We start from the raw sequence: 22,715 nt of genomic DNA, 5'->3' as shown, positions 1-22,715 counted from the left end.
AACAGAGAGAAGTCCACCATCGTTGCTTTGAGTACAGTATGTGTGTGCAAAAGGCTGCGGTGTGCCCAATTCTTCGGCGGTGGACGCTCTATACACTTTCGGACGCTCGCTGGAAGGTCCGACGCGACATACGTCAGTGGTTTTCCATGAGGTGGCCACGGCGGCGTTCGAATTCTTCGTCGTCGATCTCACCGCGAGCGTACTGCTCACGGAGAGTCACGAGGGCTCTATCCTCGTCGGGTCCGTCAGCCTGAGATCGGGTAGCCAACCAATAGACGAGATAGATGGGTAGACCAATGATGAGGGCCATCCAGAGGATGCCGAACAGCATCATCCCCCATCCCCATAGCCCCCAGCCGGTCATGTGGCCGTCGTCCCACATTCCGTAGTGCCAGTCCCACATCACCGCGTCCGGGACGGCTGCGTGCGTCAGGGCCATACCCCCGATAACCGCGACCGTCAGCGCACCGACGACGATCAGTCCGAGGGATCGAGTACCGCGTGGTTGAATTGTGTTTGTCATGTGTATTTCTCCTGAAATGGTTCGGCGTGGTTAGCCGAGGATGTACTCGAGGACGGGGTAGCGCTCGACGAGCGCCTCGCCGCCGACCTCGTACTGTTCGATGTACTGGTCGAGCCCGAGGATGCGGCCCGCACCGAACGCCGCAACCGCGAGGAACACGAGCATGTACGCGAAGTCACCGTTGATGACGCCGTGGGCGATGTCCCAGTTCCCGAAGTAGAACATGAGCATCATGAGCGCGCCGAAGAACGCCGCGAGGCGGACGACGGCACCGACGAGCAGTCCGAGACCGATGAACAGCTCGCCCCACGGGACAGCGACGTTCGCGAACTCGACGAACCACGGGGTCGACCCCATCCACGCGAACATACCCGCGAGGGGGTTGCCGTTGGTCGCCGCGACGTTCGCCAGATAGCCACCCGCCGAGAACGGCTCGGCGGCCACGATCTTCGTGAATCCCGAGTACGCGAACGCGTAGCCCATCATGAGACGCAGCGCGAGCACGAACCACGCGCTCAGGCTGTGGACGCGGCCGCCGACGGTCAGGCCGCCGACCTTGCTCTCCAGTTGGTTGACGCCGGAGTTGATAGTAGACATCGTTAGTTCACCGAGTGAGTGTACGCAGGGAGAGACGATATACCGGTGAGCCAGTGTTCTGAGTCAGAAAACCGGGCGGCTATTTTACCCCACTAGGACGAGTATGCGAGTGTGACCGAAGAGTTGAGCCCATCAGCCGTCTTTGCCACACTCGACGACGAGTACGCTCGCGATATTCTCGTGGCGACGAAGACGGACCGACTCTCTGCAAAAGAACTCAGCGAGGAATGCGATATGTCACGCCCAACCGTCTCCCGTCGCGTCAACACACTCGTCGAGCACGGGCTTCTCGAGGAGTACACGCACGTCGATCCCGCTGGTCGGCACTATCGGGAGTATGAGGCACGTCTCGAACGTATCGAAGTCCTCCTCCAAGACGAGGGGTTTGACATCCATATCGATGTCCGACCGGATCCCGCGGACCGGATTACATCCATCTTCGAAAACATGCGAGGAGACTGATTCATGGAACACACATTATTCGTCATCGCCAAGTTGTTCATGACCGCGTTGGCTCTGGTTATCGCGTACCAAGCCTATCGCGGCTACCAACGCCACGGAACACAGCTGATGCTCTACGTCGCCCTTGGGTTCGCACTAATTGGCCTCGGCGGGCTCCTCGAAGGAGTTCTATTCGAACTGCTCCAGGTATCAATCTTCCAGGCAGGTCTCGTGGCTGCACTAGTCGCGGCAGCGGGCATGCTTTCTATCCTGTACGCGCTCTATGCGCCGAATCCCTGAATTCCAGATTCAGCAAAGTATCTTGGAATCGTGGATTAGTGATAAGGTCATGCCCTCATCCTCGTAGACGTTGCGCGACGGCCGTGACCTGGTCCCAGAGGAATTCGGCGTCAACGCTCTGGTTCGTCATTACGACAGGGACGTCACGGAGATAGGAGTCCGTCTGAACGACCTCAACGAGGAAGTCCGCAACGTCAGCGCGTGAGATCGGACCAGCGGGCTATCGAGGGGACGCTGTCAGTGACGAACGCCCAGCAATTCAGCTCGCCGGGCTATAGCTGTTGCAGTCAGTACGCGTCGTACCTGCGAGAGTACCTCGACACGACGCTCCAAGAAACCGAGGCTGAGGACGTGGCTACCCTCAAGCAGCGACACAACATTCCCACGGAACTACAGAGCTGTCACACTCTCGTTCTCGACGAATACGTCGTCGAAGGACACGTCCCTGCCGAGGTCATTGCGACGTTGCTCGATGAAGAGTCGACCATCGACGGCATCGCGCTGCCCGGGATGCCTGCCGGGTCGCCGGGTATGGGCGGGACGAAGTCCGACTCGCTCACCGTCTACGTACTCGGTGGCGGGAAGACGGGTGACGTGTACGCCGAAATATAGGATCCTGATCGAGTGAAACTGGTCAAGATTCTTTGGGACGGCAGACGACGGTCTGCACGATGATTAGACGACTCCTCCACGACATCGGATACGTAATTGCGTATGTTCTATTCGTCGGCGCAAATACACCGGATTCGGTCGTCAAGCGACTTCGCGTCGCGTACCGCCTCGTCGGCGTCCGGATCGTCGAGACGCCACAGGTCGATTCAGTCGAACGGACGATTTTCCTCTGTCCATACCGGAATCTAGGCGCCACATGGTTCGGGGAGAAGTGGATCTGTCACGACATTCTCGACCGCGTTGACGACGGATACGTGACGTATCTCAGCCGGCACAAGGGGATCGACTACCAGCGACCTCGGGGGTGTGCCGACCTCGCGTACTGCGACGAGTCCGAGTACTGTTACTCGGAGGTTTCAGAACTCGAGTAGGTGACCGATGGACCAGCCTCCTCTCCGAAAGCGTATCACCGACCAGTTCTCGTATCGAGGCGAGCGAGCCGACATCTGGCGAGCGTTCGACCTGCTGCTTGAGACTGACGCATTCCTCAATCTCGGCTACTCCGAGTGGTACCAGCCACACGTCGTTGGGTCGAGTCAGCGCCGCCTCGTCACGGAAGTCGGAGCGAGGCTCGCGTCGCACCTGCCCGCCACGGATGGCGTTCGCCTCCTTGATGTTGGCTGTGGCCGGGGCGGTCCGGCGATCCATCTTGCCGATCAGTTCGGTTTCCGCGTTACTGGACTGGACCTCGTTCCGTACAATATCGAGCGAGCAACCGAGAACGCACGCAGGAAGCACGTCAATACCGAGTTCGTCGTCGGTGACGCAACACAGCTCCCGTTCAGGTCAGACGCATTCACCGCGTGTACAGCCATTGACGCGCTCGTCTATCTTCCCGACCGGAACAGCGTCTTCGCCGCGGTCGCGAATGTTCTCGAACCGGAGGGAGTTCTCGTCCTCTCCGACCTCGTGGTGCAGTCCGACGTGACTGAGACGGAACGAGGATACGTCGACTCGTTTGCAGACGCGTGGGATATGCCGTCAATAGGGATGGTCGAGCAGTACACGGCTGGTCTCGAAGACGCAAGTCTCGAACTCGAGACGGTCGAGAACATCACGAGCCACAGCGTCGGGCGGTTCCGGAAGTGGACGACGCTGTATCTTCAGCTTCTCGGGAGTCCAATTCGGTCGCTCATCGAACGGCTGTTGCGAGCGTATGACCTCGATCCAACGACGATTACCGAACAGGTGAGGGCCGCGCACCGTGCGTTGCCGTTCCTGCAGCACGTCATCCTCGTTGCGAAAGCGAAGGCGCGCTGACTTCGCTACTCACACGAAACGAGAGAGGATCGAGCCCTTACGTCGGCGTTCGAGCGTCCCACGGACGATTGGAACGATCCGCGGGATGTCCTCCAGCCGTGTGTAATCTACGAGTTCGAATCGATCGTCGTCTCGAAATATTTCGTCCGTCTCACGATTCAGGTGACACCCGCCAGCGACGGTGTGCCATGCGGGCGCGAGTACGTCGTGGGCGACACCCACGGCGCCCTCTCCGCGGACGTGTTCGAGGAACCGGAACTCGCCGCCTGGCTTCAGTACCCGGGCTACCTCGGAGAGTGCGGCGTCAAAATCGGGGATGGTACAGAATACGAGTGACGCGATGATGACATCGAAGGAATCGTCTGCGAACGGAAGTGCTTCTGCACCGGCGCTTTCGATCTCGATGTCGAGTCGGAGGTCGTGTGCTCGTTCGATTGCTTGCCGGCGCATGTGGGGGTCTGGCTCTATTGCGAACAGTGTGATATTTCCGCCGTCAGCGACTGTTTCTCTAAAGTACGGAAACATCGCACCTGTCCCCGCACCGAGGTCCAGAACCGCCCCGGAGATATCATCCACGAGATAGCGGCGGTGTTCGGCAAGCACGGTTCGCTCTGCCGGTTTCATCACCGGATCATACAGTTGCGCGAATATCGGATGAGACGGCTCAGTCATCCCTATCCTCTCGTTCAGTGTCACGAGTGTTTCCAGCGTGTGCTGAATCGGTTTCGTGTTCGTGGTGAGCGTACCAGCGAGGTTCGGGCCATTGGAATCCACCTTCACGGTAGACATCGAACACGCCGCGCTCAATGTCGTCGCGAATGATGTCGGCGGTTTCCTTGTCGACGGTCACGAAGTGACACAACGGATGGCCGGGGTACGCCACCGCGTTTTCGAGGACGCCGACGACGAGGCCGGTCGATGGCGCGTGAATGACCTCGACGTCGTTCTTGAAGTGATCTGAAATCGTGAACAGCGGTTCTCCATCCTCGACGAGTGGGTGTGGGCCCCACTCCATCTCCACGAGGCCCCCGGTTTCGGCGCGGAGCCACGTTTTCTCGCCGCCGCGAGCGATCACGCGCGTCCAGCCGGGCCAGGAGACCGGTTGATTTGGCAGGACCTCGTGTTCGGCGAGGGCGCTCGCGACGCAGTGGAGCGCCCGGTCGAGGTGGGCCGTCTGAAATCGGTGGGCGCGCCCCATCTCGACCGTGACTGTGGGGATACCGTCCTGACAGGCCACGCTTCGGAGCGTGCCCTGTGACCCCTCACCGTCGAGGATGACGCTCGTGCCGAAAGCCCGAGCGAGCCGTTCGACGGCCGGGTCGCGCATGTCGGCGCGAACGTGGTACATCGTCGTACGGTTGCGCGTCGACGTGTGGAAGTCCAGCCCGAAATCGCACTTTGAAATGAATTCCTCGTAAATCGCATTCGCGAGCCGTTTTGCCATCGTCGTTCGGGCGTTGCCAGGGAACGACCGATTGAGGTCCTCGTCGTAAATCGGGATGTAGCGCTGCTGGGCGAGAAATCCCGGCACGTTCAACACGTGGAGACAGACGAGCGCGCCGTGGAGATCTTCGGGGTCGTAGTGATCTGCGACCTCCTGAATGATTTTGACACCGTTGAGTTCGTCACCGTGGACAGCAGCGGTCAGGAAGACGCACGGACCCTCGGACTCGCCATTGATGACCGTGACTGGAATTTCGAGCTCATCATCGTGATACGTCTCGCTACAGGCGAAGCGGAACGCTTGCTTCTCTCCCGCATCGATTGTCCGTCCACCGACGGAAACGTGCTGTGTCGTCATTGGGGGCTCCTCATGGTAGTAGGGTGACCGGCTCGCTCGTCTTCCGGACCTGTTCGCTGTTCGTGAGACGATACCCCTGTTCTCGCAAGACATCGAGAATCGGTCCGGGTTCGAGAACCTCGTGGACGTGGTGAACCCCATCAGGGACCCTCGTATCTCGGGTAGCCAACGACACGGTTGCCGCCACGATACCCGTCACTCGACTCTGTTCTCGTCCGTCGACTGCCGTCGTCAGGATCTTCGCGGTCGAATGCTGCTGGCCGTCGACCTCGACCGTCACGGCGAAGCCGTCCCCGCCGACCGAGAGTGTCGAGACGAGTTCCGTCAGTCGATTGAGTCCGATCGCCTCGACAGCTGGACGGTACAACCCGGCCCGTGAGAGTCCATAGACGGCCGACGTGACGGCTCGGGAGTCGAAGCACAGGTGCGTTCTCGCTGGCACATCGAGCGTTCGGTGGAGGACGTGCTGATCTGCGAAGTCGAAGCTGTAGGCCCGCCGCCGGCCATACCGAGGGAACTCAATCGGTTCCGGGGTCGAAAAGCCACGGACTGATTCTGAGTGTCCCGCTCTGGGAACCGCGAATTCTCGACCGATCTGCTCGAGCGTCCATCGACTTGCCGCGGGACCGAACGCTTCCCCGAGGCCGAGGAGCACGCCAATCCGGATCTCTGAGACCGTCGACAGCTGGTCAGCCATGCGTTTCGCAAGCAGGTTCGTGACGCCAGGTGCGAGTCCGACGCTCAGTATCGCTGTCGCACTGTTGTCTCGCGCGACATCGTCGAGTTGTTCGACCTTGCGGAAGAACTCGTCGGAGGCTGTGATGTCGATATAGTCGATCCCCCGTTCGAGACACGCCTCGACGAACGCTGTTCTAGACTGATCTACGCACACCATGACCTGATCAACATCTTCGAGGACACGAGCGTACGAATCCGTCTCCTGGAGGTCGAAGGCGATGCCAGAGACATGGTCTCCGAACTTACTTGCGACGTCGTTCGCTTTCGTCTCGTCGCGACCAGCGATAATCACGGCATTCGCGCCGTCAGGTTCGGTGGCCAGTTCTTCCGCTATCGTGTGGCCGACCGACCCGTAGCCCCCGACAATCAGCGTCGTCATGCCGAGAGATCGACTCCCCGGAGTCGGCGGGCGTTGATTGCGACGATGATGGTCGATAGGGACATGAACACGGCACCGATGGCCGGCGACAGTAGAATCCCGATGGGTGCAAGGATTCCCGCAGCGAGTGGCAGCGCGAACACGTTGTAGCCGGTCGCCCAGACGAGGTTCTCCTGCATCTTCCGGTAGCTCGCCTTCGAGAGCTTGATGAGACGGACGACATCCAGAGGATTGTTGTCGACGAGGATGATGTCGCCCGACTCGATGGCTACGTCGGTCCCGGAGCCGATGGCGATGCCCACGTCAGCTCTGGTGAGCGCTGGCGCGTCGTTGACGCCGTCGCCGACCATCGCGACCAGTTTCCCCTCGGACTGGAGCTGTTCGACCTTCGTGTCCTTCTCTTCTGGCAGGACTTCCGCGAAGTACTGGTCGATGCCGAGTTCTTCAGAGACGGCCTTCGCGACGTCTTCGCTGTCGCCGGTCAGCATCGCCACCTCGATGCCCATCCTGTGCAGCGCCTCGATGGCCTGCCGGCTCTCTTCGCGGATGACGTCCGCCAGCGCGAACGCGGCGACGACCTCGGATTCCTCGTGAATCAGGTAAATAACTGTCTCTGCGTTCGATCCGGCTTCCTCAGCGAAGGCAGTAATGTCGTCGGATCGCTCGATGCCGAGTTTCTCGATTAGGTTGGGGCCACCGAGATGAACTGTCTCACTATCGACGGTCGCCCGAACGCCGAGGCCACGGAGGTTTTCGAAGCTCGAGACCTTCGCCCGTTGAATGTCACGTTCGGCGGCGGCGTTCCGGATGGCACGCGCGATCATGTGTTCGGAATCGCCTTCGACGCCCGCCGCGACCTCGAACGCCCGCTGTTCGTCCCAGTCGCCTGCCGTCTCGACGCCAACAACGCCCTGCTCGCCCTTCGTGAGCGTCCCGGTCTTGTCGAACATCACCGTGTCGAGGTTCCGGGCTTCCTCCATGGCGATACGGTCGCGGATCAGCATCCCGTTCTGGGCAGCCGTGGAGGTGTTGATCGCGACCACGAGCGGGACGGCCAAGCCGAGGGCGTGTGGACACGCGATAACGAGGACTGTCACGACGCGCTCGAGGACGGCGATGTTGAATCCGACCGCGACGACCCACGCGACGGCCGTGATTGCCGCGACGCCGAGTGCCACGTAGAACAGCCAGCCGGCTGCCCGGTCGGCCAGGAGTTGCGTGCGGGATTTGGACTTCTGGGCCTCATCGACCAGTCGCATGATGCCCGCCAGCGTCGTCTCATCGCCGGTCTTCGTGACGCGAACGCGGAGGCTGCCGTCCTGATTGACCGTGCCGGCGACGACGTCCGACCCGGGTTCCTTGTCGACAGAACGAGACTCGCCGGTGATCATCGATTCGTCGACCGAGGACTCCCCCTCGACGACTTCCCCATCCGCAGGTACACTCGCACCCGGACGAACGAGAACGACGTCGTCTTCGCCGAGTTCGGAGACAGGAACCTCTTCCGTGTCCCCACCCTCGGTGACGCGCTCGGCGATGTCGGGCATGAGCTTCGCCAGCTCGTCGAGCGCCCCGGACGCCTGCCGGACCGACCGCATCTCCATCCAGTGGCCCAGCAGCATGATGTCGATCAGCGTGACGAGTTCCCAGAAAAAGGGCGTCGTCCCCGGGAGGAACAGACTCCCGATCGAGTAGACGAACGCGACGGTGATGGCGAGCGAGATGAGCATCATCATCCCCGGCTCACGGTTCTCGAGTTCCGTCCGGGCCATCGAGAGGAATGGCACCCCACCATATCCGAAGACGATCACCGCGAGAACGGGCGTGATCCAAGCGCTGCCAGGGAATGTCGGTGCCGTGTACCCGAAGACGTCCTGGATGAACTCGCTGAAGAAGATGACTGGCACCGAGAGGACGAGCGACACCCAGAACCGCCGGCGGAACATCCCTTCGTGGCCCGTGTGGTCCGTGTGGGCTCCGTGATCGTCGTGTGAACCCCCTTCGTGACCGTTCGCCCCGTGGTCGTGTTCTGCGTCTCCGTGGTGAGTGTGTTCGGGTTCGGCTTGGCGGTGCCCGTCCTCGGTTTCGTGCTCGTGATGAGTGTGTTCGTCAGGGGGTTCTGATTCCGTTGGGGTCTCATCCGCCGCAGTGTGTCCTTCGTGCTCCGGGGAGTGGGGATGCTGCTCTGATGACGCGTGGGCTGATGTTCGCGCTTCAGCATCTGCTTTTAGCTGGCAAATTCGACAACAGTAGACGGGTTCTTCGGATTGATGCGAGGAGTTACCCTCTACAGAGGAGGTTTCGGAGTTCTCGTGGTCTGGATTGTTGCTCATGGCGTGGGTTTTGGTGCCGTCCCTCATTATATTGTCCAGACCCTGATACGGCGCAGTACCGTCAAGAGGGCCGGTGTCGAACGAGAACGGCGGGGCGCTTGTGGACGTGCGTTCCGGCGGTTCTCAGGCGTGGGCGGTGTATCCAGCGTCCTCGACGGCTTGAACGAGTGACGTGACGTCAGCATCGCCATCGACGCTCGCCTGTTCGGCCTCGCGATCGGCAGTCGCGTCGGTCACGCCGCTCACTTCTCGAAGCGCGTCTTCGACTGTCTGTTCACAGTGACCGCACGTCATTCCTTCGACAGTGATGGTCTGCGTCATACACTGGTACATACGGGAGGGGAATCTTTGTCAGTTTCTGCTTCGAATCCAAAGTCTATCTTGGAAGTGAGATGGCATTCAAATCTTGGCGCTGGGAAACAATATTGTGGTTCGGGGGTTCAATGGGGAGATATGCGTGATTTAGACGAGACAGACATGGAGATCCTCTCGCTACTAGCAGAGGACGCGCGACGCCCGTTCAGCAGCATCGGTGAGGAGGTGGATCTCTCGGGGCCAGCCGTATCAGACCGCGTGAAACGGTTAGAGGAGGCCGACATCATCAACGGCTTCACCGTCGACGTGAATCGCGCACAACTGCGAGCTGGCGTTCCGGTGTTCGTCCAGCTCGAAAACGATACCGCTGCCATCGAGTCACTTCGAAGCCGGCTCCACGACGCGGATGGTATCGAACACCTCTTCGTCACTGCCGAGGGGAAAATATGGTTCTACGGTCGTGCGGAAGGACAGAACGTTCGCCGATGGGTCGAGGGTCTCCTCGAAGACGCGCCATCGACGGAGTACTCGGTGACGCTCGTCGACGACCTCGAATGGACACCCTCACTCGACGGCACCGAGTTCGCAATCACGTGCGCCGAGTGTGGGAATACGGTCGATAGCGAGGGCGAATCCGCTCGAATCGACGGAGACATCTATCACTTCTGTTGTCCGTCGTGCCGTGGCCGCTTCGAAGACCAGTATCAACGTCTCGAAGACGGAGTCTAGTTGTAGCCGCGATTTCCGCTCCAGATCGGCGGAGTCGATATTGGCATCCTTCGGTAGTGGAACGGAACTAGGCCTTTGAATCTAAATTCTATACTGGTCTAAAGCACTGGTCTCGAAACAGTAACTGCACTAAGGAAGGACTACGTAGTATAGGACAAGAATGGGAACGCGAACTGCACATCTCGACATCACAGGGATGACCTGTGCTAACTGTTCGGCGACAGTTGGCGACGCGCTAGAGTCCCTCGACGGCGTCGTTGAGGCGAACGCGAACTTCGCCACGGATGAAGGCTCCGTCGAGTACGATCCTGACGAGGTATCGCTCGAAGAGATATACGAGGCGATCGAAGATGCCGGGTATGGTGCGGTGTCTGACACAGTGACCATCGGCATCTCCGATATGACCTGTGCCAACTGTGTACAGACCAATGAGACTGCCCTAGAGAACACACCCGGTGTCATCGCGGCCGAGGCGAACTTCGCCACCGACGAAGCCCAGGTCCGGTACAACCCCGCGGACACGTCGCTGGATGCACTCTACGATGCCATCGAGAGCGCGGGCTACTCGCCCGTCCGAGAGGACGGCGACGACAGCGACTCTGGCGAGGACGCGCGCGACGCCGCGCGACAGGCTGAAATCCGTAAGCAGCTTCGACTGACCCTGTTTGGTGCGGTGCTGTCGGCACCTCTCCTCTTTTTCCTCGCCGAGAAGTTCCTCCTCGGCGGTGGCGTCCTCCCGGAGACCATTCTCGGAATCGAGTTCGGCTGGGCAGAGTTCCTGCTGGCGACGCCCGTCCAGCTGGTGCTCGGTTGGCCGTTCTACAAGAACTCGTACAATGCGCTGGTGAACAACAAGCGCGCCAACATGGACGTCCTGATCGCGCTGGGCTCGACCACTGCGTACGTCTACTCTGTCGCAGTCCTCTCAGGGCTCATCGCGGGCGGCCTGTACTTCGACACCGCCGCGCTCATCCTCGTGTTCATCACCCTCGGGAACTACCTTGAAGCCCGCTCGAAGGGCCAAGCCGGCGAGGCGCTCCGCAAGCTGCTGGAGATGGAGGCCGAGACGGCCACCGTCGTCGATGAGGCCGGCAACGAGGAGGAGATCCCACTTGAGGACGTCGAGGTCGGCGATCGGATGAAGGTTCGGCCTGGCGAGCAGATCCCGACCGACGGGGTCGTCGTCGATGGCCAGTCAGCGGTCGACGAGTCGATGGTCACCGGCGAGTCTGTCCCCGTCGAGAAGAGCGAGGGTGACGAGGTCGTCGGCTCGACTATCAACGAGAACGGCGTGCTCGTCGTGGAGGCGACGAAGGTCGGGAAGGACACGGCGCTTCAGCAGATCGTTCAGACGGTCAAGGACGCCCAGTCGCGCCAGCCCGACATCCAGAACCTCGCCGACCGCATCTCGGCGTATTTCGTGCCGGCAGTCATCGCCAACGCCGTTCTCTGGGGTGTCGTCTGGTACTTGTTCCCCGGAGCGCTCGCGAGCTTCGTCGAGTGGCTCCCGCTGTGGGGTGCCGTGGCAGGTGGACCTGCAATCGCTGGAGGGACCGTCACCGTCTTCGAGTTCTCGATCATCGTGTTCGCGTCGGCCGTACTGATCGCCTGTCCCTGTGCGCTGGGCCTTGCGACGCCTGCCGCGACGATGGTCGGGACGACTATCGGTGCACAGAACGGCGTCCTGTTCAAGGGCGGTGACATCCTCGAACGCGCGAAGGACGTCGACACGGTCGTCTTCGACAAGACAGGGACGTTGACGAAAGGCGAAATGGAGCTCACCGACATCGTCGTGTTCGACGGTGACGGACAGCCTCTCACGGATGGCGGCGATACTGCTGCAGATGGTGGCCAACTGACCGCTCGTGACCGTCTCGGTGAGGAAGATGTCCTTCGGCTCGCGGCCACGGCCGAACATGCGAGCGAACACCCGCTCGCCCGTGCCATTGTCGACGGCGCCGAAGAGCGAGGGATCGACGTGAGCGACCCGGACCACTTCGAGAACGTCCCCGGCCACGGCATCAGAGCGACTGTCGGCAACAGTGAGGTCCTGGTCGGGAATCGGAAGCTCCTCCGTGACAACGGGATCGACCCCTCGCCCGCGCAGGACACGATGGAGCGCCTCGAGAACGAGGGGAAGACGGCAATGCTCGTCGCCTACGAGGGCGAACTCGTGGGTGTGGTCGCCGATGCCGACACGGTCAAAGAGAGTGCGAAAGACGCCGTGAGCCAGCTGCAGGAACGCGGCGTCGACGTGATGATGATCACCGGCGACAACGAGCGGACCGCCCGCGCGGTCGCCGAGCAAGTCGGCATCGACCCCGAGAACGTCCGCGCGGGGGTTCTCCCCGAGGACAAATCCGATGCCGTCGAGAGCATTCAGGACGAAGGCCGGAAGGCGATGATGGTGGGCGACGGCGTCAACGATGCGCCCGCCCTCGCCGTCGCGTACGTGGGGACCGCCATCGGCTCGGGGACGGACGTGGCCATTGAGGCGGCGGACGTGACGCTGATGCGCGACGACCCCCTTGACGTCGTGAAGGCCATCCGCATCTCGGACGCGACGCTCGCGAAGATCAAGCAGAACCTCGTGTGGGCGCTCGGGTACAACACCGCGATGATTCCGCTGGCGTCGCTGGGCCTGCTCCAACCGGTGCTCGCTGCCGGTGCGATGGCGTTCTCCAGCGTGTCGGTGCTGTCGAACAGCCTGCTGTTCCGACGGTACACCCCCGATCACGACTACAAACTGCTCGGGAAGCTGCGCTGAATACCAAAGCCACTTGATCCATGTCCTCTATTTCCCGCCGCAAGGTGCACGCGTACCTCGTCGAGACGGCCGATACTGAGCCCACGTACCTTCGGGCTCGGGATATCGCTAGCGACCTCGACGGATCGCCGAAAGCCGTCGCACAGTATCTGAGCCAGCTCCAGGACGACCTCACCGACGTGTCGCTCGAACAGTGGGGACGCTCGAAGAGCACGACGTGGCGACTGGAGGTGAGCGAGTCGTGAGCACCGTCACTCGCCGCGTCGAAACCGCCCTCCCCGCCACTGGAACTCGGGAGTGGTGGGTCCTGTATCTGCTCGCCCCGGTCGTTCTCGTCGGTGCAGCACTCCTCGCATTCCCGACGCTCGTCTACGACCGATTCGTTTGGCAGTACCTCTGGGGTCCGGTCGTCGCCGACGCTGCCGGCCAGCCAGTCACGCACGAGGGAATACGGGCCGTCCGCGGATACAACGCCGTGAACACGGTGACGTACCTCGCGGCCGTCGTGTACAGTCTCCCCGGGCTCCGAGCGTATCTCGACTCCCTCGATGTCACGTACGACGCTCGACTCGCGTACGGGTTCGCGCCAATCATCGTTGCTGGCGGAGCGATGCGCGCCCTCGAGGATATCGGCCTGCTCGGTGACTACGCCGTGCTGTTCATCACGCCGTCGATCTACTTCGTCGTCACCGCCGTCACCGTCCTCTCACTCGGCGTCGGCGCACTCGCGCGTAACCGGAATATCGGGTCCATCCCGTCGATAGTCGGTCTCGTTGGAACGGTCTGGGCGATTGGTGCCGTCGGGTGGGCGCTCTGGCACGGGCTCTCGACGTCGGCTCCACTCCGCGTGTGGGTGCCGGTCGCGACGACGGGGATCGCCCTCGGTATGACCGCGCTCTACTACTGGGGAGCGAGCGTCGTCGATGTCGCACACCTTCGACACCCGTTGTTCCTGCTGGCCGTCTTCGGCCAGATGTGGGATGCGGCGCAGAATCTCATCGGCGTCACGTTCCTCGGCTATTCACCCAAGCTGGTTGTGACGAATCTCGTGTACCAGGCGACCGGATTCTCGGGGTCGACGTTCGTCCTCAAACTCCTCGTGACTGGCGGTATCGTGTGGTACCTCGCGGACGCGAAAGACGAAATGAACCACACCTGGTGGTGGCTCATGACGTTCTTCATCGGAGCGATTGGGCTCCCGATGGGCGTCCGTGGATCGCTTCGGATGATGCTCGGAGTCTGACAATGGAGACGATGAACACAAACGGTACGACACGACAGTACGGCGCGGCAATCGCACTCGTCTCGGGAGTCTACTCGCTGCTCTCCGCGACAGGTGGCACCGGGATGATGGGCTCGAACAGCGGGCTCCTCATGGCGCTTCTCGGCGTCGTCGTGGTCGTCCACGGCGTCGTTCTGCTGACGCCCTATGCGGATCGGCTCGGGAACGCGAGTGGTCCCCTGATGATCGGCTACTCGCTCGTGATGTTGCTCAACCAGGCGCTGGTCGGTGTTACCGGTAGCGTGAACTGGGGAATGGGTATGGGGTCCGGAATGGAAGGTGGAATGACTGGTGGCATGGAATCGACGATGACCGCCGGTATGGGGTGGGATCTCGGTATGGTCGCACTTGCGGTGCTGATGCTAATTAGTGGCGTCATTATGACGAATCGGCGCGGCTCCGAATCCGGAATGTAATCTATTTCGAAAATGACCTCGACAACACGTTCAGATCGTCTGCCTAGCTACCTCGCACCGCTACCACAGCGCGTCGAGAACTTCGCACTCCGATATGTGTGGATTATCGTTGCGATCAATCTCGCGGGGACCGCGTTCGGCCTCTGGTACTATCGTTTTCAGTTCGCACAGACGCCACTCGTCATGTGGCCGTTCGTCCCCGATAGTCCCGCCGCGACGCTTTTCGTGGCGCTCAGTCTCGCTGCGTGGAAACTCGACTACGACGTCGAGTGGCTCCATATGCTCGCGTTCTACGGCAACATCAAACTCGGCCTCTGGACACCGTTCGTCCAGCTGGTTCTCAACGGGCCGGGAGGCATCGAACCCTGGCTCTACTGGTTCCTCATCGTGAGCCATCTCGCGATGAGTCTGCAGTCGTTCCTGATCTATCGCTACGCCGAGTTCTCGGTCGGTGCGGTCGCCGTCGCCACCGTCTGGTACGGATTCAACGACATCGTGGACTACTTCGTACCGCTCGTCGGTGAATTCCATCACACGTTCCTACGGGCCGAACTCGCCAATGGCGTTCTCAACCATTCGGTGCGAGCGCACGACCTCGCAGCGGCCGCGGCAGTGACGTTGACGCTCACCGCGACGTTTCTCGCACTGGCAACACGGGTGAAGACGCTCGAGCTTCAGCGATTCTCCACATCAGAAAGAGGACCATCGACAAGTGAATCGAGTGACGGGGGACTGGAGTCATGACGAACGTTCGGCGACAGCTCCGTGCAGTGGGCGTTACTCTCGGCGTCGCGCTCGGGAGCTTTGTCATCGGGGCGATTCTCCTGCTGCTCGTTTCACAGTCGCTCAGTGCTGTCGGGATCTCTCTCTTGGACCGCCCGGCGCTACGCCTTGGTTTGAGTACAGTGTTACTCCAGGGAGTGACGTTTGGAGGTGTTGCACTCGTCTATCTACGGACCCGCGACAGTGGTCTGGAGTTCATCGGGCTACGCGTTCCGACGCGTCGTGACATCGCATGGGTCGTCGGGGGATTCATCGCGCTACTGGTTGCGGTTCGCGTACTCTCGGCGGTGATTGCGTATCTCGGATTCGACCACGCCAGCAACCAGATCATCGAGATCGGACGCCAAGAGCCAACCGTCTTTCTGGTGTTGATTCCACTCTCGTTCCTGTTGGTGGGTCCTGGTGAGGAACTCCTATTTCGGGGACTCATTCAGGGAACACTGCGAGAATCGTTCCATCCGGCGCGAGCGATCGTCTTGGCCAGCCTCATTTTTGCGATGGTACACGTCTTCTCCCTCCAGGGGAGCGGGAAACTCGTGTATATTGGCCTGGTCTTCACGCTCTCCCTCGTGCTCGGGGCGGCGTACGAACTCACGGACAACCTCGCGGTCCCCGCTCTCATCCACGGTGCATACAACGCAGTCCAGTTCGGTCTTGCATACTATACGGTTACACAGGGTACGGCGTTGTAGGGGGCCCAGGTGCCATCAGAGACACACTCACGGCGGTCGGTGCTTCGCCAGAGTGGAATCGGTCTGGGGGCTGGGATGTCGGCTCTCGCAGGCTGTATCGGCGGCCTCACTGGCTCCTCAGGGCCGACCGTGACGATGACTGGCGACCTTCGGTTCGACCCAGCAGAAGTCACCATCGAATCTGGAGAGACCGTTACGTGGCAAAACGAGGGTGGTGCCCCTCACACGGCGTCGGCCTACGAGGATTCGATTCCGGAGGACGCAGCGTATTTCGCTAGCGGAGGCTACGAATCCGAACAGGCGGTCCGACAGAGCACGTCAGCTCGTGGATTTCTCGAGCGCGGAGAAACGTACCAGTATACGTTCGAGGTCACCGGGTCGTATCGGTATTTTTGCCTTCCACATGAGGAGAACGGAATGATCGGAACCGTAATTGTCGAATGAGTGGATATACCTGGATAGGAACAAAAGAATACTCTTGGAGACTATCCTCGCTGATTTCTGTGGGTGGTAGGAGTGGAATGGAGGCGACGATTAGAGTGCCCGGTTCATACCTACGCTCGATGTCGTTGAGATGGTCTACGTCGTCGTTTTGCTCGTGCCTACGAGAGTCGACTCGACAGCACGAGTGGCCAGTAGATGGTTGGATACGGCTTGGTCGTATCGATGCCACTCAGTGGAATGATAACGAACCAGCTCCGCATCGACCTCGAGATGGAGTCAGAACAGCACACTGAGAACATCGAATCCGGACTGTACCATCGCAAGGCCGTTGGCTGATGGCTCGACAAGCGAGTGCAGACAGGCCGCTGCCAGAACGACGCCGACGATGAGCCCCACGACACCGAGATCCGGTCGACGGCGTCGGGTGGGGCTTTCGGTCGAGACGACGACACGTCTCCCAGCAGTATAGACGGTCGCTTCTTTTCCCCCCGTTTCGCGTGTTCCGTCGGTGCGGACGAGGTCTGCATCGGCGAGTTTCCCGAGGTGGTAGGAGACGTTCTGTGGGGTCAATCCCGTCCTGTCAGATAGCTCTGAGACCGTTGCAGGCTTCCCGTTGAGGGCGGAGCGAATCTGCCGAGCGGACTCCGGCGAGAGCGCGTTCAACACGCCCTCTGTTTCCTCATCGTCGATTCCGAGGACGTGGTCAGCGGACGTGGGAGAGTGGCGAAGCATAGGTGGGGGCTGCCCCGGCAATACCGTAATCGCTTCGACTCGGTGTGGTTAGATGCTTGATAAGGGCTCTTCAGCAGCGACTGAACACGGGCTAGAGCTATTCCAAAACGACAGAGTGTGGACTTATCTCTGTGGTAATAATGGCCCTGCTAGCCGAGAATTTCAACGCATGAAAGATAGCCAACCAACACGTCGCCGGTTCGTCGCCGGCGCTGGTGTCGCTGTTGCGGTCGGTATCGCTGGTTGTACTGGCTCTTCGAATCAGGAATCTGACGGTGCTGGCGACCAGCACGGAAGCGAAACCGGGGCAGGCGATGACGACCACTCGGACGCCGAGGGAGCGTCACTCGACGGGCCGAACGCGAGCGCCACGGTGACAATGGCGACGACCGACGAGAGTTCGCACTTCGAACCGCACGTCGTCTGGGTCGAAACGGGCGGAACCGTCACGTGGGAACTCGACAGTGGATCGCACACGACGACCGCCTACGCCGAAAAGACCGACAAACCTCAGCGTATCCCCGACGGAGCGAACGCGTGGGACAGCGGGACGATATCGGAACAGGGTGCGACGTTCGAGCACACGTTCGAGACGCCCGGCGTCTACGACTACTTTTGTGTCCCCCACGAGGCGACAGGCATGCTCGGGACGGTCGTCGTTGGCAATCCAGACTCGGGCGGGCAACCGGGACTCCAGCCGCCACAGGGCAGCCTTCCCGACGAAGCGGCGACGAAGATCGAGTCGCTCAACGAGCGTGTCACCGAGGCACTGGGCGGCGGCTCCGGGGGGAGCGGGACGAACTCAACCGACAGCGGAGGGGAGACAGATAGTCACGACTGAACGGTATCGTCTCCCAATCGCCTCCTGAATTATGCCCCACTATGATCTCGCATTCAAGCCCGCTATCGGCCTGTATGGCCAGCACGACCCGAGCGCCGCGCTGTTCGTCGACGGAGAACTCGTCTTCGCTGTCGAAGAGGAGCGGCTGACCCGGCAGAAACATGCGGCGAACACATTTCCCGAACGGGCTATCCAGGCCTGTCTCGACCATCACGAACTCGAACTCGGAGACCTCGACCGCGTGCTCCTCCCGTACGACCCCACGCTCCGAAAGCACATCCTCGGCCACTACTTCAGGCGACGACTCGCCCGGCCAGGGCTCGTCCAGAAGGCGTACGGACTCCAACAGCAGTTCGTTCGCGAGACGCAGGCACAGTTCTACCCCGTGCGGCAGATCGAACACCGCCTGTCGGCGCTCGGCGACGTCCCACAGATAGAAACCCTGCCGCACCACGCGTGTCATGCCGCGAGCGCGTTTCATCCATCCGGCTTCGACGAGGCGGTCGTCCTGACGGTCGACGCGAAAGGCGAGTACGACTCCACGGTCGTCTGGCACGGTACTCAAGATGGTCTCGAACGCATCCGGACCTACGAGCACCCCAGCAGTCTCGGGCTGTTCTTCGCCGCGGTCACTGAGTACCTCGGCTACCGGATGTTCAACGGCGAGGGGAAGGTGATGGGGCTGGCGCCCTACGGCGAGCGCGACGAGGAGATCGAACGCACCCTACGCGAGGCCGTCGAGCCGGGCGTCGACTACGACGTGACCGGGCTCGTCGAGGAGTTCAACGCCGAACGGGCCACCGAGCGGCTCGAAGAACTGTTCGACCGGCCGCGTCGCGCCACCCCTGGAGAGTTCTCCCAGTTCGAGAAGGACCTCGCGCACGTCGCCCAGCGACTCCTCGAGGAGACTGTCGTCGACATCGCCGAGACGTATTGTGAACGCCTCGGGACCGCGAACGTCGCGCTCGCCGGTGGCGTCGTCCTCAACTGCAAGATGAACAAGGCGATCATCGAGTCACCAGCTGTCGAGGAGGTGTTCATCCAGCCGGTCGCGCACGACGCCGGGCTCGCACTGGGAGCCGGCTGGCTCGACCAGTCCCCGCGCGACGTGCCCGAGTTCACCCACGCGTACTGGGGGCCGGCGTACGAGTTCGACGAGATCCGCTCGCTGCTCGAGACGAACAAGCTCGAGTACCACGAACCCGATGACCTCGAACGGTACGTCGCCGAACGACTAGCCGACGGCGACCTCGTGGGGTGGTTTCAGGGTCGGCTCGAACTCGGGCCGCGGGCGCTGGGCAACCGGAGTATTCTCGCCGACCCGCGGACGAGCGCCTCCCGTGACCGGGTCAACCGCTACGTGAAACACCGCGAGGAGTGGCGACCGTTCGCGCCCTCGATGCTCGAATCGGCGGCCGACGAGTATCTGTCGACCGACCGCCCAGACCCGTTCATGATCACCACAACCGGAGTCCTCCCCGAGAAGGCAGACGAGATCCCGGCCGCGCTCCACCCCGCTGACGAGACGACACGTCCCCAGACCGTCACCGAAACCCAGAACCCGCGATATCACCGGCTCATCAGCGAATTCGCCGACATCACGGGCGTTCCGGTCGTCCTCAACACGTCGTTCAACGACCACGGCGAGCCCATCGTGAACACCCCGACTGAGGCCATCAAGGACTTCTTCGGGATGGGCCTCGACGTCCTTGTCTTGGAGGACCTCGTCGTCGAGAAGTAGTAGTAGTATCGTGCCCGCTCAGTGCTCGTTTTCGGGAATGACGCTCGACTTCACGTACAGCCAGATGATGTCACCGGCTCGTGGTTCGTAGCGTTCCGGATCGATCTCCTTCGTGCGCTGTTTGATGGTGATCTCATGTTCGGGTCGGTTCGCGTCGTAGGTCCGGCTGTAGTCCGGACGTTGCTCGTCGCGGTACTCGACGACGTGATTCCCCGACTGCTTCGAGTAACCGATGCCGGGCAGGGCGTTCAGCGTCTCCGCGAGCGTCACCGACCCCTCCTTGTACCACATGTAGGGGTGGGCGTCGTCGTGGAAGTGGAACGCCTCGCTGGCCACGTCCGGTCCGAGATACTTCTCCTGTGAGAAGTCGACCCGGATGTTGTTCATATCGAATAGGAGCGTCCCGAGGTCCGCGCCGCCGTGAGTCGGCTCGACGCTGCGTTTCGTGTCTTCCGTGGTGACCTGAACGTAGTAGTGGTCGGCGTGCTGGACCTCGTAGCTCGCGGGGTCGATAGTCTCGTCTCCCTCCTTGATCGAGATAGTGGTTCCCCCCTGTCGGGCGTCGTAGGTTGTTCCCTCGTAGGTGACGACGTGTTCACCCGAGCGTCGCTCGTAGCCGATGCCGGGGAGGAGGTTCAACGCACGCTGAAACGTGACGACCTGCTTCTCGTTGCTCCACTCGTTCGGTCCGTGTGCGTCCTCGTCCTCGTGGAAGTGGAAGTAGACCGTTTCGGGTTGCTGCGATTCGAGGTTCTCCAGGTAGTACTTCGGCTGGTCGAAGTCGACCAGCTCACCGTTCACCTCGAAGAACAGCCGACCGTGCCAGTGGTTGTTCTTGTATCCCGGACCCGACGCTTCAGTCTCGGTCGGTGACTCGGTCGTTTCGGCTGTCTCCGTTGCCGTCTCCGTGGCAGTGGGCGTTGTGGTCGATGTCGGTGGGGTCGTGTCGGTCGGGGTGCTACCGGTCTGGCCCGAACAGCCGGCGAAGCCGAGTGTGAGCCCCGTTCCTGCCGCGGCGAGAAACCGGCGACGCGTCCGCTCTCGGTCGTCCATCGGGTGCAAAACAGCCTCCGGACGTATTATTTGACGGTGACTAACTCATAGAATCCGGTCGAGAGCGTCAGAAATCGATCGGACTTCGATGATACGGATCCCCCGCACGTCCACATCAGCAGTCTCGGTCTCGGGAACGAGCAGTTCTGTCGCCCCGAATGCCTGTGTCGCGCGCGCTTTCTCCTCAATTCCGCCGACGGGGAGCAACGTGCCCTCGTCGTCGACGATCCCCGTGATGAGCGTCTCCTGTGAGAGTGACTCCTGACGGAAGCTGGCGACGAGTGCGACGGTGAGACCGGCCTCCCAGCTCTTCCCGCGGAGTGCGAGTACACCAGAGGCGGGGGGCTCGAACGTGACGTGCGTCGCCGTGTTGGCGAGCGACTCCCCGGTGAGACGTGTGGCCGTCTCCCTCGCCTCTCGGAGCGCGAGCTGGAGGTCGTGACGGACCTCGATCCCGTTCAGGTTCACGAACAGCCCACCGTCCCCGTCGGTGAACTCCGCCTCGAACGGGACGACGAGGCCGTCGCCGGAGCCGTCGACCGCTGGAAGATAGTAGCGCGTTGGGGCGGGAAGCATAGCCCCACCCGCAAGCGTCGCCAGCGACTGAAAATCCTCGCCTGCTCGCGTGAGGCCGAGAACCGCCCCAGCGCCGCCGACGCCCCCCAGGCCGAGTCCTGCGAGGAACCCCCGCCGTGACAGAATCGTCTCTTCCACCCGTCCTACAACGTCTCTTTCCGTATCGGACGGGCGAGAGACGGACGCGGAGTCATCGGTGGGCATAGCAGTATGGTGCGTGGCTACGCTGGGTATCCGTGGTACTCTGTAACAGGGGTGCAGTAATAAAGGCTCTTCGTGTACGCGTTTCGAACAGGGTACGCCTATTTCGGTGCGCGCTGATGTATAGACACAGTCTCGTCACCACTCATGACACTCCGGTATCGGTCACTGGTCGGGCTCGTGGGCGTGAGCAGCGTCGTGACCGGGGTCGGCGTGTGGATCGCCTACCAGTTCGAACTTCTCTTGCTCGGAGCGACGACCGTCGCGACCTGGACACTTCTGGTCGGACTCGTCGAGGAGGCATTCGTCCGGTTCGTCCCATTGATACTCGTCTTCTACGGCTGGAGTTACTGGCGAGGCCAGCTCCTCTCGAAAACAGAGGGGTTGCTCGCGACCGTGGCCTCCGGGCTGACCGTTGCGCTCCTCGAATTCGTGCTCAAACTCGAGTACCTGTCGCGGCTGGAGGCGACAGTCCGGTTCGACTCGCTCGTGCTCCCGCTGGTGTTCGTTCACCTGCCGTTCGCGTTACTCGCCGGGCGATTCGCGTACGCGCTCGGTGAGCGGATTCACGGCTCCGACGATATAGGGCTTCCATCGCTTTCGCGACGAACCCTAGCGGCGCTCGTGCTCGGATATCTCGCACTTTCGCTCGCCCACATCGGGTACAACGTACTCATTTGAGAGCCGCTCGAACAGAGGGAAATACTGCAAGACCGACGATCACCACACCCTGAACGAGGTGGGGATACTGCAACCGTTTCCCGAATCCGATGACGACTCCTTCGACGAGGACCCAGACGACGAGCGCGACGCCGACGGCGATGGCCGCCGGCCACGCCCATCGTTTTCGACGGAAGAGACCGTACACGACGACCAGCGGGAACACACCGAGGAGACTGAAGAGGACGAGACCGGGAACCAGATAGCTCTCGAACGGGGAGCCAGCCAGAAGCGTCGGCGAGATACCGATAAGACGCCCTGAGGGAGCGAGGATGAACTGGCCTCCGCCAGCGAGTCCCGACACGCCGAGCACACCAATCGTCGCGATGAGTGCCCAGAGCGCGAGTGGTCGATCTTGTTGCTGTGTTGAAATACCCAT

The 22,715-nt window shown here is 61.4% G+C and carries 27 protein-coding genes; 16 read left to right on the top strand and 11 right to left on the bottom strand.

Annotated elements, in window-relative coordinates; all coding sequences use genetic code 11:
• Positions 1-133: 133 nt before the first annotated feature.
• Positions 134-523, bottom strand: coding sequence for an SHOCT domain-containing protein (locus NL126_RS21345; RefSeq protein WP_255199000.1), 390 nt, complete (start codon positions 521-523; stop codon positions 134-136).
• A gap of 30 nt (positions 524-553) precedes the next feature.
• Entirely contained in the window at positions 554-1,120 is a 567-nt protein-coding gene (locus NL126_RS21340; RefSeq protein WP_255198999.1) for a DoxX family protein, read from the bottom strand.
• 111 nt (positions 1,121-1,231) lie between these two features.
• Here NL126_RS21340 and NL126_RS21335 point away from each other — a divergent pair, with 111 nt between their 5' ends.
• From NL126_RS21335 to NL126_RS21315, 5 genes are all read left to right on the top strand, one after another.
• Positions 1,232-1,582: an ArsR/SmtB family transcription factor gene (locus NL126_RS21335; protein ID WP_255198998.1), complete on the top strand. Its 351-nt coding sequence runs from the start codon at positions 1,232-1,234 to the stop codon at positions 1,580-1,582.
• Between the two features lie 3 nt (positions 1,583-1,585).
• Positions 1,586-1,861, top strand: coding sequence for a DUF7521 family protein (locus tag NL126_RS21330; RefSeq protein WP_211087819.1), 276 nt, complete (start codon positions 1,586-1,588; stop codon positions 1,859-1,861).
• 201 nt (positions 1,862-2,062) lie between these two features.
• Entirely contained in the window at positions 2,063-2,473 is a 411-nt protein-coding gene (locus NL126_RS21325; RefSeq protein WP_255198997.1) for a DUF411 domain-containing protein, read from the top strand.
• A 59-nt stretch (positions 2,474-2,532) separates the two neighbouring features.
• The gene (locus NL126_RS21320) at positions 2,533-2,904 is read left to right on the top strand and encodes a hypothetical protein (RefSeq protein ID WP_350355529.1); all 372 of its coding nucleotides are present in this window, start codon (positions 2,533-2,535) and stop codon (positions 2,902-2,904) included.
• 7 nt (positions 2,905-2,911) lie between these two features.
• The gene (locus NL126_RS21315; RefSeq protein ID WP_255198996.1) at positions 2,912-3,793 is read left to right on the top strand and encodes a class I SAM-dependent methyltransferase; all 882 of its coding nucleotides are present in this window, start codon (positions 2,912-2,914) and stop codon (positions 3,791-3,793) included.
• 9 nt (positions 3,794-3,802) lie between these two features.
• Here NL126_RS21315 and NL126_RS21310 read toward each other — a convergent pair whose 3' ends face one another.
• The 5 genes from NL126_RS21310 to NL126_RS21290 all read right to left on the bottom strand — a co-directional run bounded on the left by NL126_RS21310 (position 3,803) and on the right by NL126_RS21290 (position 9,365).
• Complete coding sequence (locus NL126_RS21310) at positions 3,803-4,489, bottom strand: class I SAM-dependent methyltransferase (RefSeq protein ID WP_255198995.1); 687 nt, start codon at positions 4,487-4,489, stop codon at positions 3,803-3,805.
• Positions 4,458-5,594, bottom strand: coding sequence for a succinylglutamate desuccinylase/aspartoacylase family protein (locus NL126_RS21305; protein ID WP_255199023.1), 1,137 nt, complete (start codon positions 5,592-5,594; stop codon positions 4,458-4,460). Before NL126_RS21305 ends, NL126_RS21310 begins: the two co-directional genes overlap by 32 nt.
• A gap of 10 nt (positions 5,595-5,604) precedes the next feature.
• The gene (locus tag NL126_RS21300; RefSeq protein WP_255198994.1) at positions 5,605-6,711 is read right to left on the bottom strand and encodes a saccharopine dehydrogenase family protein; all 1,107 of its coding nucleotides are present in this window, start codon (positions 6,709-6,711) and stop codon (positions 5,605-5,607) included.
• A complete protein-coding gene (locus NL126_RS21295) occupies positions 6,708-9,044 on the bottom strand; it encodes a copper-translocating P-type ATPase (RefSeq protein WP_434084179.1) in 2,337 nt (778 codons plus the stop codon). The genes NL126_RS21300 and NL126_RS21295 overlap by 4 nt, the downstream gene beginning before the upstream one ends.
• A gap of 123 nt (positions 9,045-9,167) precedes the next feature.
• Positions 9,168-9,365 carry a heavy-metal-associated domain-containing protein gene (locus tag NL126_RS21290; protein WP_115821780.1) on the bottom strand — a complete coding sequence of 66 codons (198 nt, stop codon included), beginning with the start codon at positions 9,363-9,365 and terminating at the stop codon, positions 9,168-9,170.
• A gap of 132 nt (positions 9,366-9,497) precedes the next feature.
• On the opposite strand from NL126_RS21290, the gene NL126_RS21285 reads away from it, so the two are divergent.
• From NL126_RS21285 to NL126_RS21250, 8 genes are all read left to right on the top strand, one after another.
• Positions 9,498-10,088, top strand: coding sequence for an AsnC family transcriptional regulator (locus NL126_RS21285; protein WP_115819513.1), 591 nt, complete (start codon positions 9,498-9,500; stop codon positions 10,086-10,088).
• A 160-nt stretch (positions 10,089-10,248) separates the two neighbouring features.
• Positions 10,249-12,855 (top strand): heavy metal translocating P-type ATPase, encoded by a 2,607-nt coding sequence (locus tag NL126_RS21280; RefSeq protein ID WP_255198992.1) that lies wholly within the window; start codon positions 10,249-10,251, stop codon positions 12,853-12,855.
• A gap of 20 nt (positions 12,856-12,875) precedes the next feature.
• A complete protein-coding gene (locus NL126_RS21275; protein ID WP_220619845.1) occupies positions 12,876-13,100 on the top strand; it encodes a DUF7123 family protein in 225 nt (74 codons plus the stop codon).
• A complete protein-coding gene (locus NL126_RS21270) occupies positions 13,097-14,098 on the top strand; it encodes a DUF63 family protein (RefSeq protein ID WP_220619846.1) in 1,002 nt (333 codons plus the stop codon). Before NL126_RS21275 ends, NL126_RS21270 begins: the two co-directional genes overlap by 4 nt.
• An 11-nt stretch (positions 14,099-14,109) precedes the next feature.
• A complete protein-coding gene (locus NL126_RS21265; protein ID WP_255198991.1) occupies positions 14,110-14,553 on the top strand; it encodes a hypothetical protein in 444 nt (147 codons plus the stop codon).
• Positions 14,554-14,565: 12 nt separating this feature from the next.
• On the top strand, positions 14,566-15,297 hold the full coding sequence (locus NL126_RS21260) for a DUF1405 domain-containing protein (protein WP_255198990.1): 732 nt from the start codon (positions 14,566-14,568) through the stop codon (positions 15,295-15,297).
• On the top strand, positions 15,294-16,028 hold the full coding sequence (locus NL126_RS21255) for a CPBP family intramembrane glutamic endopeptidase (RefSeq protein WP_255198989.1): 735 nt from the start codon (positions 15,294-15,296) through the stop codon (positions 16,026-16,028). Before NL126_RS21260 ends, NL126_RS21255 begins: the two co-directional genes overlap by 4 nt.
• Before the next feature lie 135 nt (positions 16,029-16,163).
• Positions 16,164-16,472 carry a plastocyanin/azurin family copper-binding protein gene (locus NL126_RS21250; protein WP_255198988.1) on the top strand — a complete coding sequence of 103 codons (309 nt, stop codon included), beginning with the start codon at positions 16,164-16,166 and terminating at the stop codon, positions 16,470-16,472.
• 276 nt (positions 16,473-16,748) lie between these two features.
• Here NL126_RS21250 and NL126_RS21245 read toward each other — a convergent pair whose 3' ends face one another.
• A complete protein-coding gene (locus NL126_RS21245; protein WP_255198987.1) occupies positions 16,749-17,204 on the bottom strand; it encodes an ArsR/SmtB family transcription factor in 456 nt (151 codons plus the stop codon).
• 169 nt (positions 17,205-17,373) lie between these two features.
• Between NL126_RS21245 and NL126_RS21240 the strand changes: the two genes are divergently transcribed.
• Together NL126_RS21240 and NL126_RS21235 are read left to right on the top strand one after the other, a co-directional pair.
• Positions 17,374-18,045 carry a cupredoxin domain-containing protein gene (locus NL126_RS21240; RefSeq protein WP_255198986.1) on the top strand — a complete coding sequence of 224 codons (672 nt, stop codon included), beginning with the start codon at positions 17,374-17,376 and terminating at the stop codon, positions 18,043-18,045.
• Between the two features lie 31 nt (positions 18,046-18,076).
• Positions 18,077-19,786 (top strand): carbamoyltransferase family protein, encoded by a 1,710-nt coding sequence (locus tag NL126_RS21235; RefSeq protein ID WP_255198985.1) that lies wholly within the window; start codon positions 18,077-18,079, stop codon positions 19,784-19,786.
• An 18-nt stretch (positions 19,787-19,804) separates the two neighbouring features.
• Here the strand turns inward: NL126_RS21235 and NL126_RS21230 are convergent, their stop codons facing one another.
• On the bottom strand, positions 19,805-20,839 hold the full coding sequence (locus tag NL126_RS21230) for a hypothetical protein (RefSeq protein ID WP_255198984.1): 1,035 nt from the start codon (positions 20,837-20,839) through the stop codon (positions 19,805-19,807).
• A 45-nt stretch (positions 20,840-20,884) separates the two neighbouring features.
• Positions 20,885-21,415 carry a S16 family serine protease gene (locus NL126_RS21225; RefSeq protein ID WP_255198983.1) on the bottom strand — a complete coding sequence of 177 codons (531 nt, stop codon included), beginning with the start codon at positions 21,413-21,415 and terminating at the stop codon, positions 20,885-20,887.
• Positions 21,416-21,763: 348 nt separating this feature from the next.
• Between NL126_RS21225 and NL126_RS21220 the strand changes: the two genes are divergently transcribed.
• Complete coding sequence (locus NL126_RS21220; protein WP_220581201.1) at positions 21,764-22,297, top strand: hypothetical protein; 534 nt, start codon at positions 21,764-21,766, stop codon at positions 22,295-22,297.
• On the opposite strand, the gene NL126_RS21215 is transcribed toward NL126_RS21220, so the two are convergent.
• Entirely contained in the window at positions 22,290-22,715 is a 426-nt protein-coding gene (locus tag NL126_RS21215; protein ID WP_220581202.1) for a hypothetical protein, read from the bottom strand. The two genes, NL126_RS21220 and NL126_RS21215, sit on opposite strands and share 8 nt — an antisense overlap.

This window comes from Halorarius litoreus (assembly GCF_024362405.1).
GTDB lineage: Archaea > Halobacteriota > Halobacteria > Halobacteriales > Haloarculaceae > Halorarius > Halorarius litoreus.
This window is presented reverse-complemented; position numbering and strand designations above follow the sequence as displayed.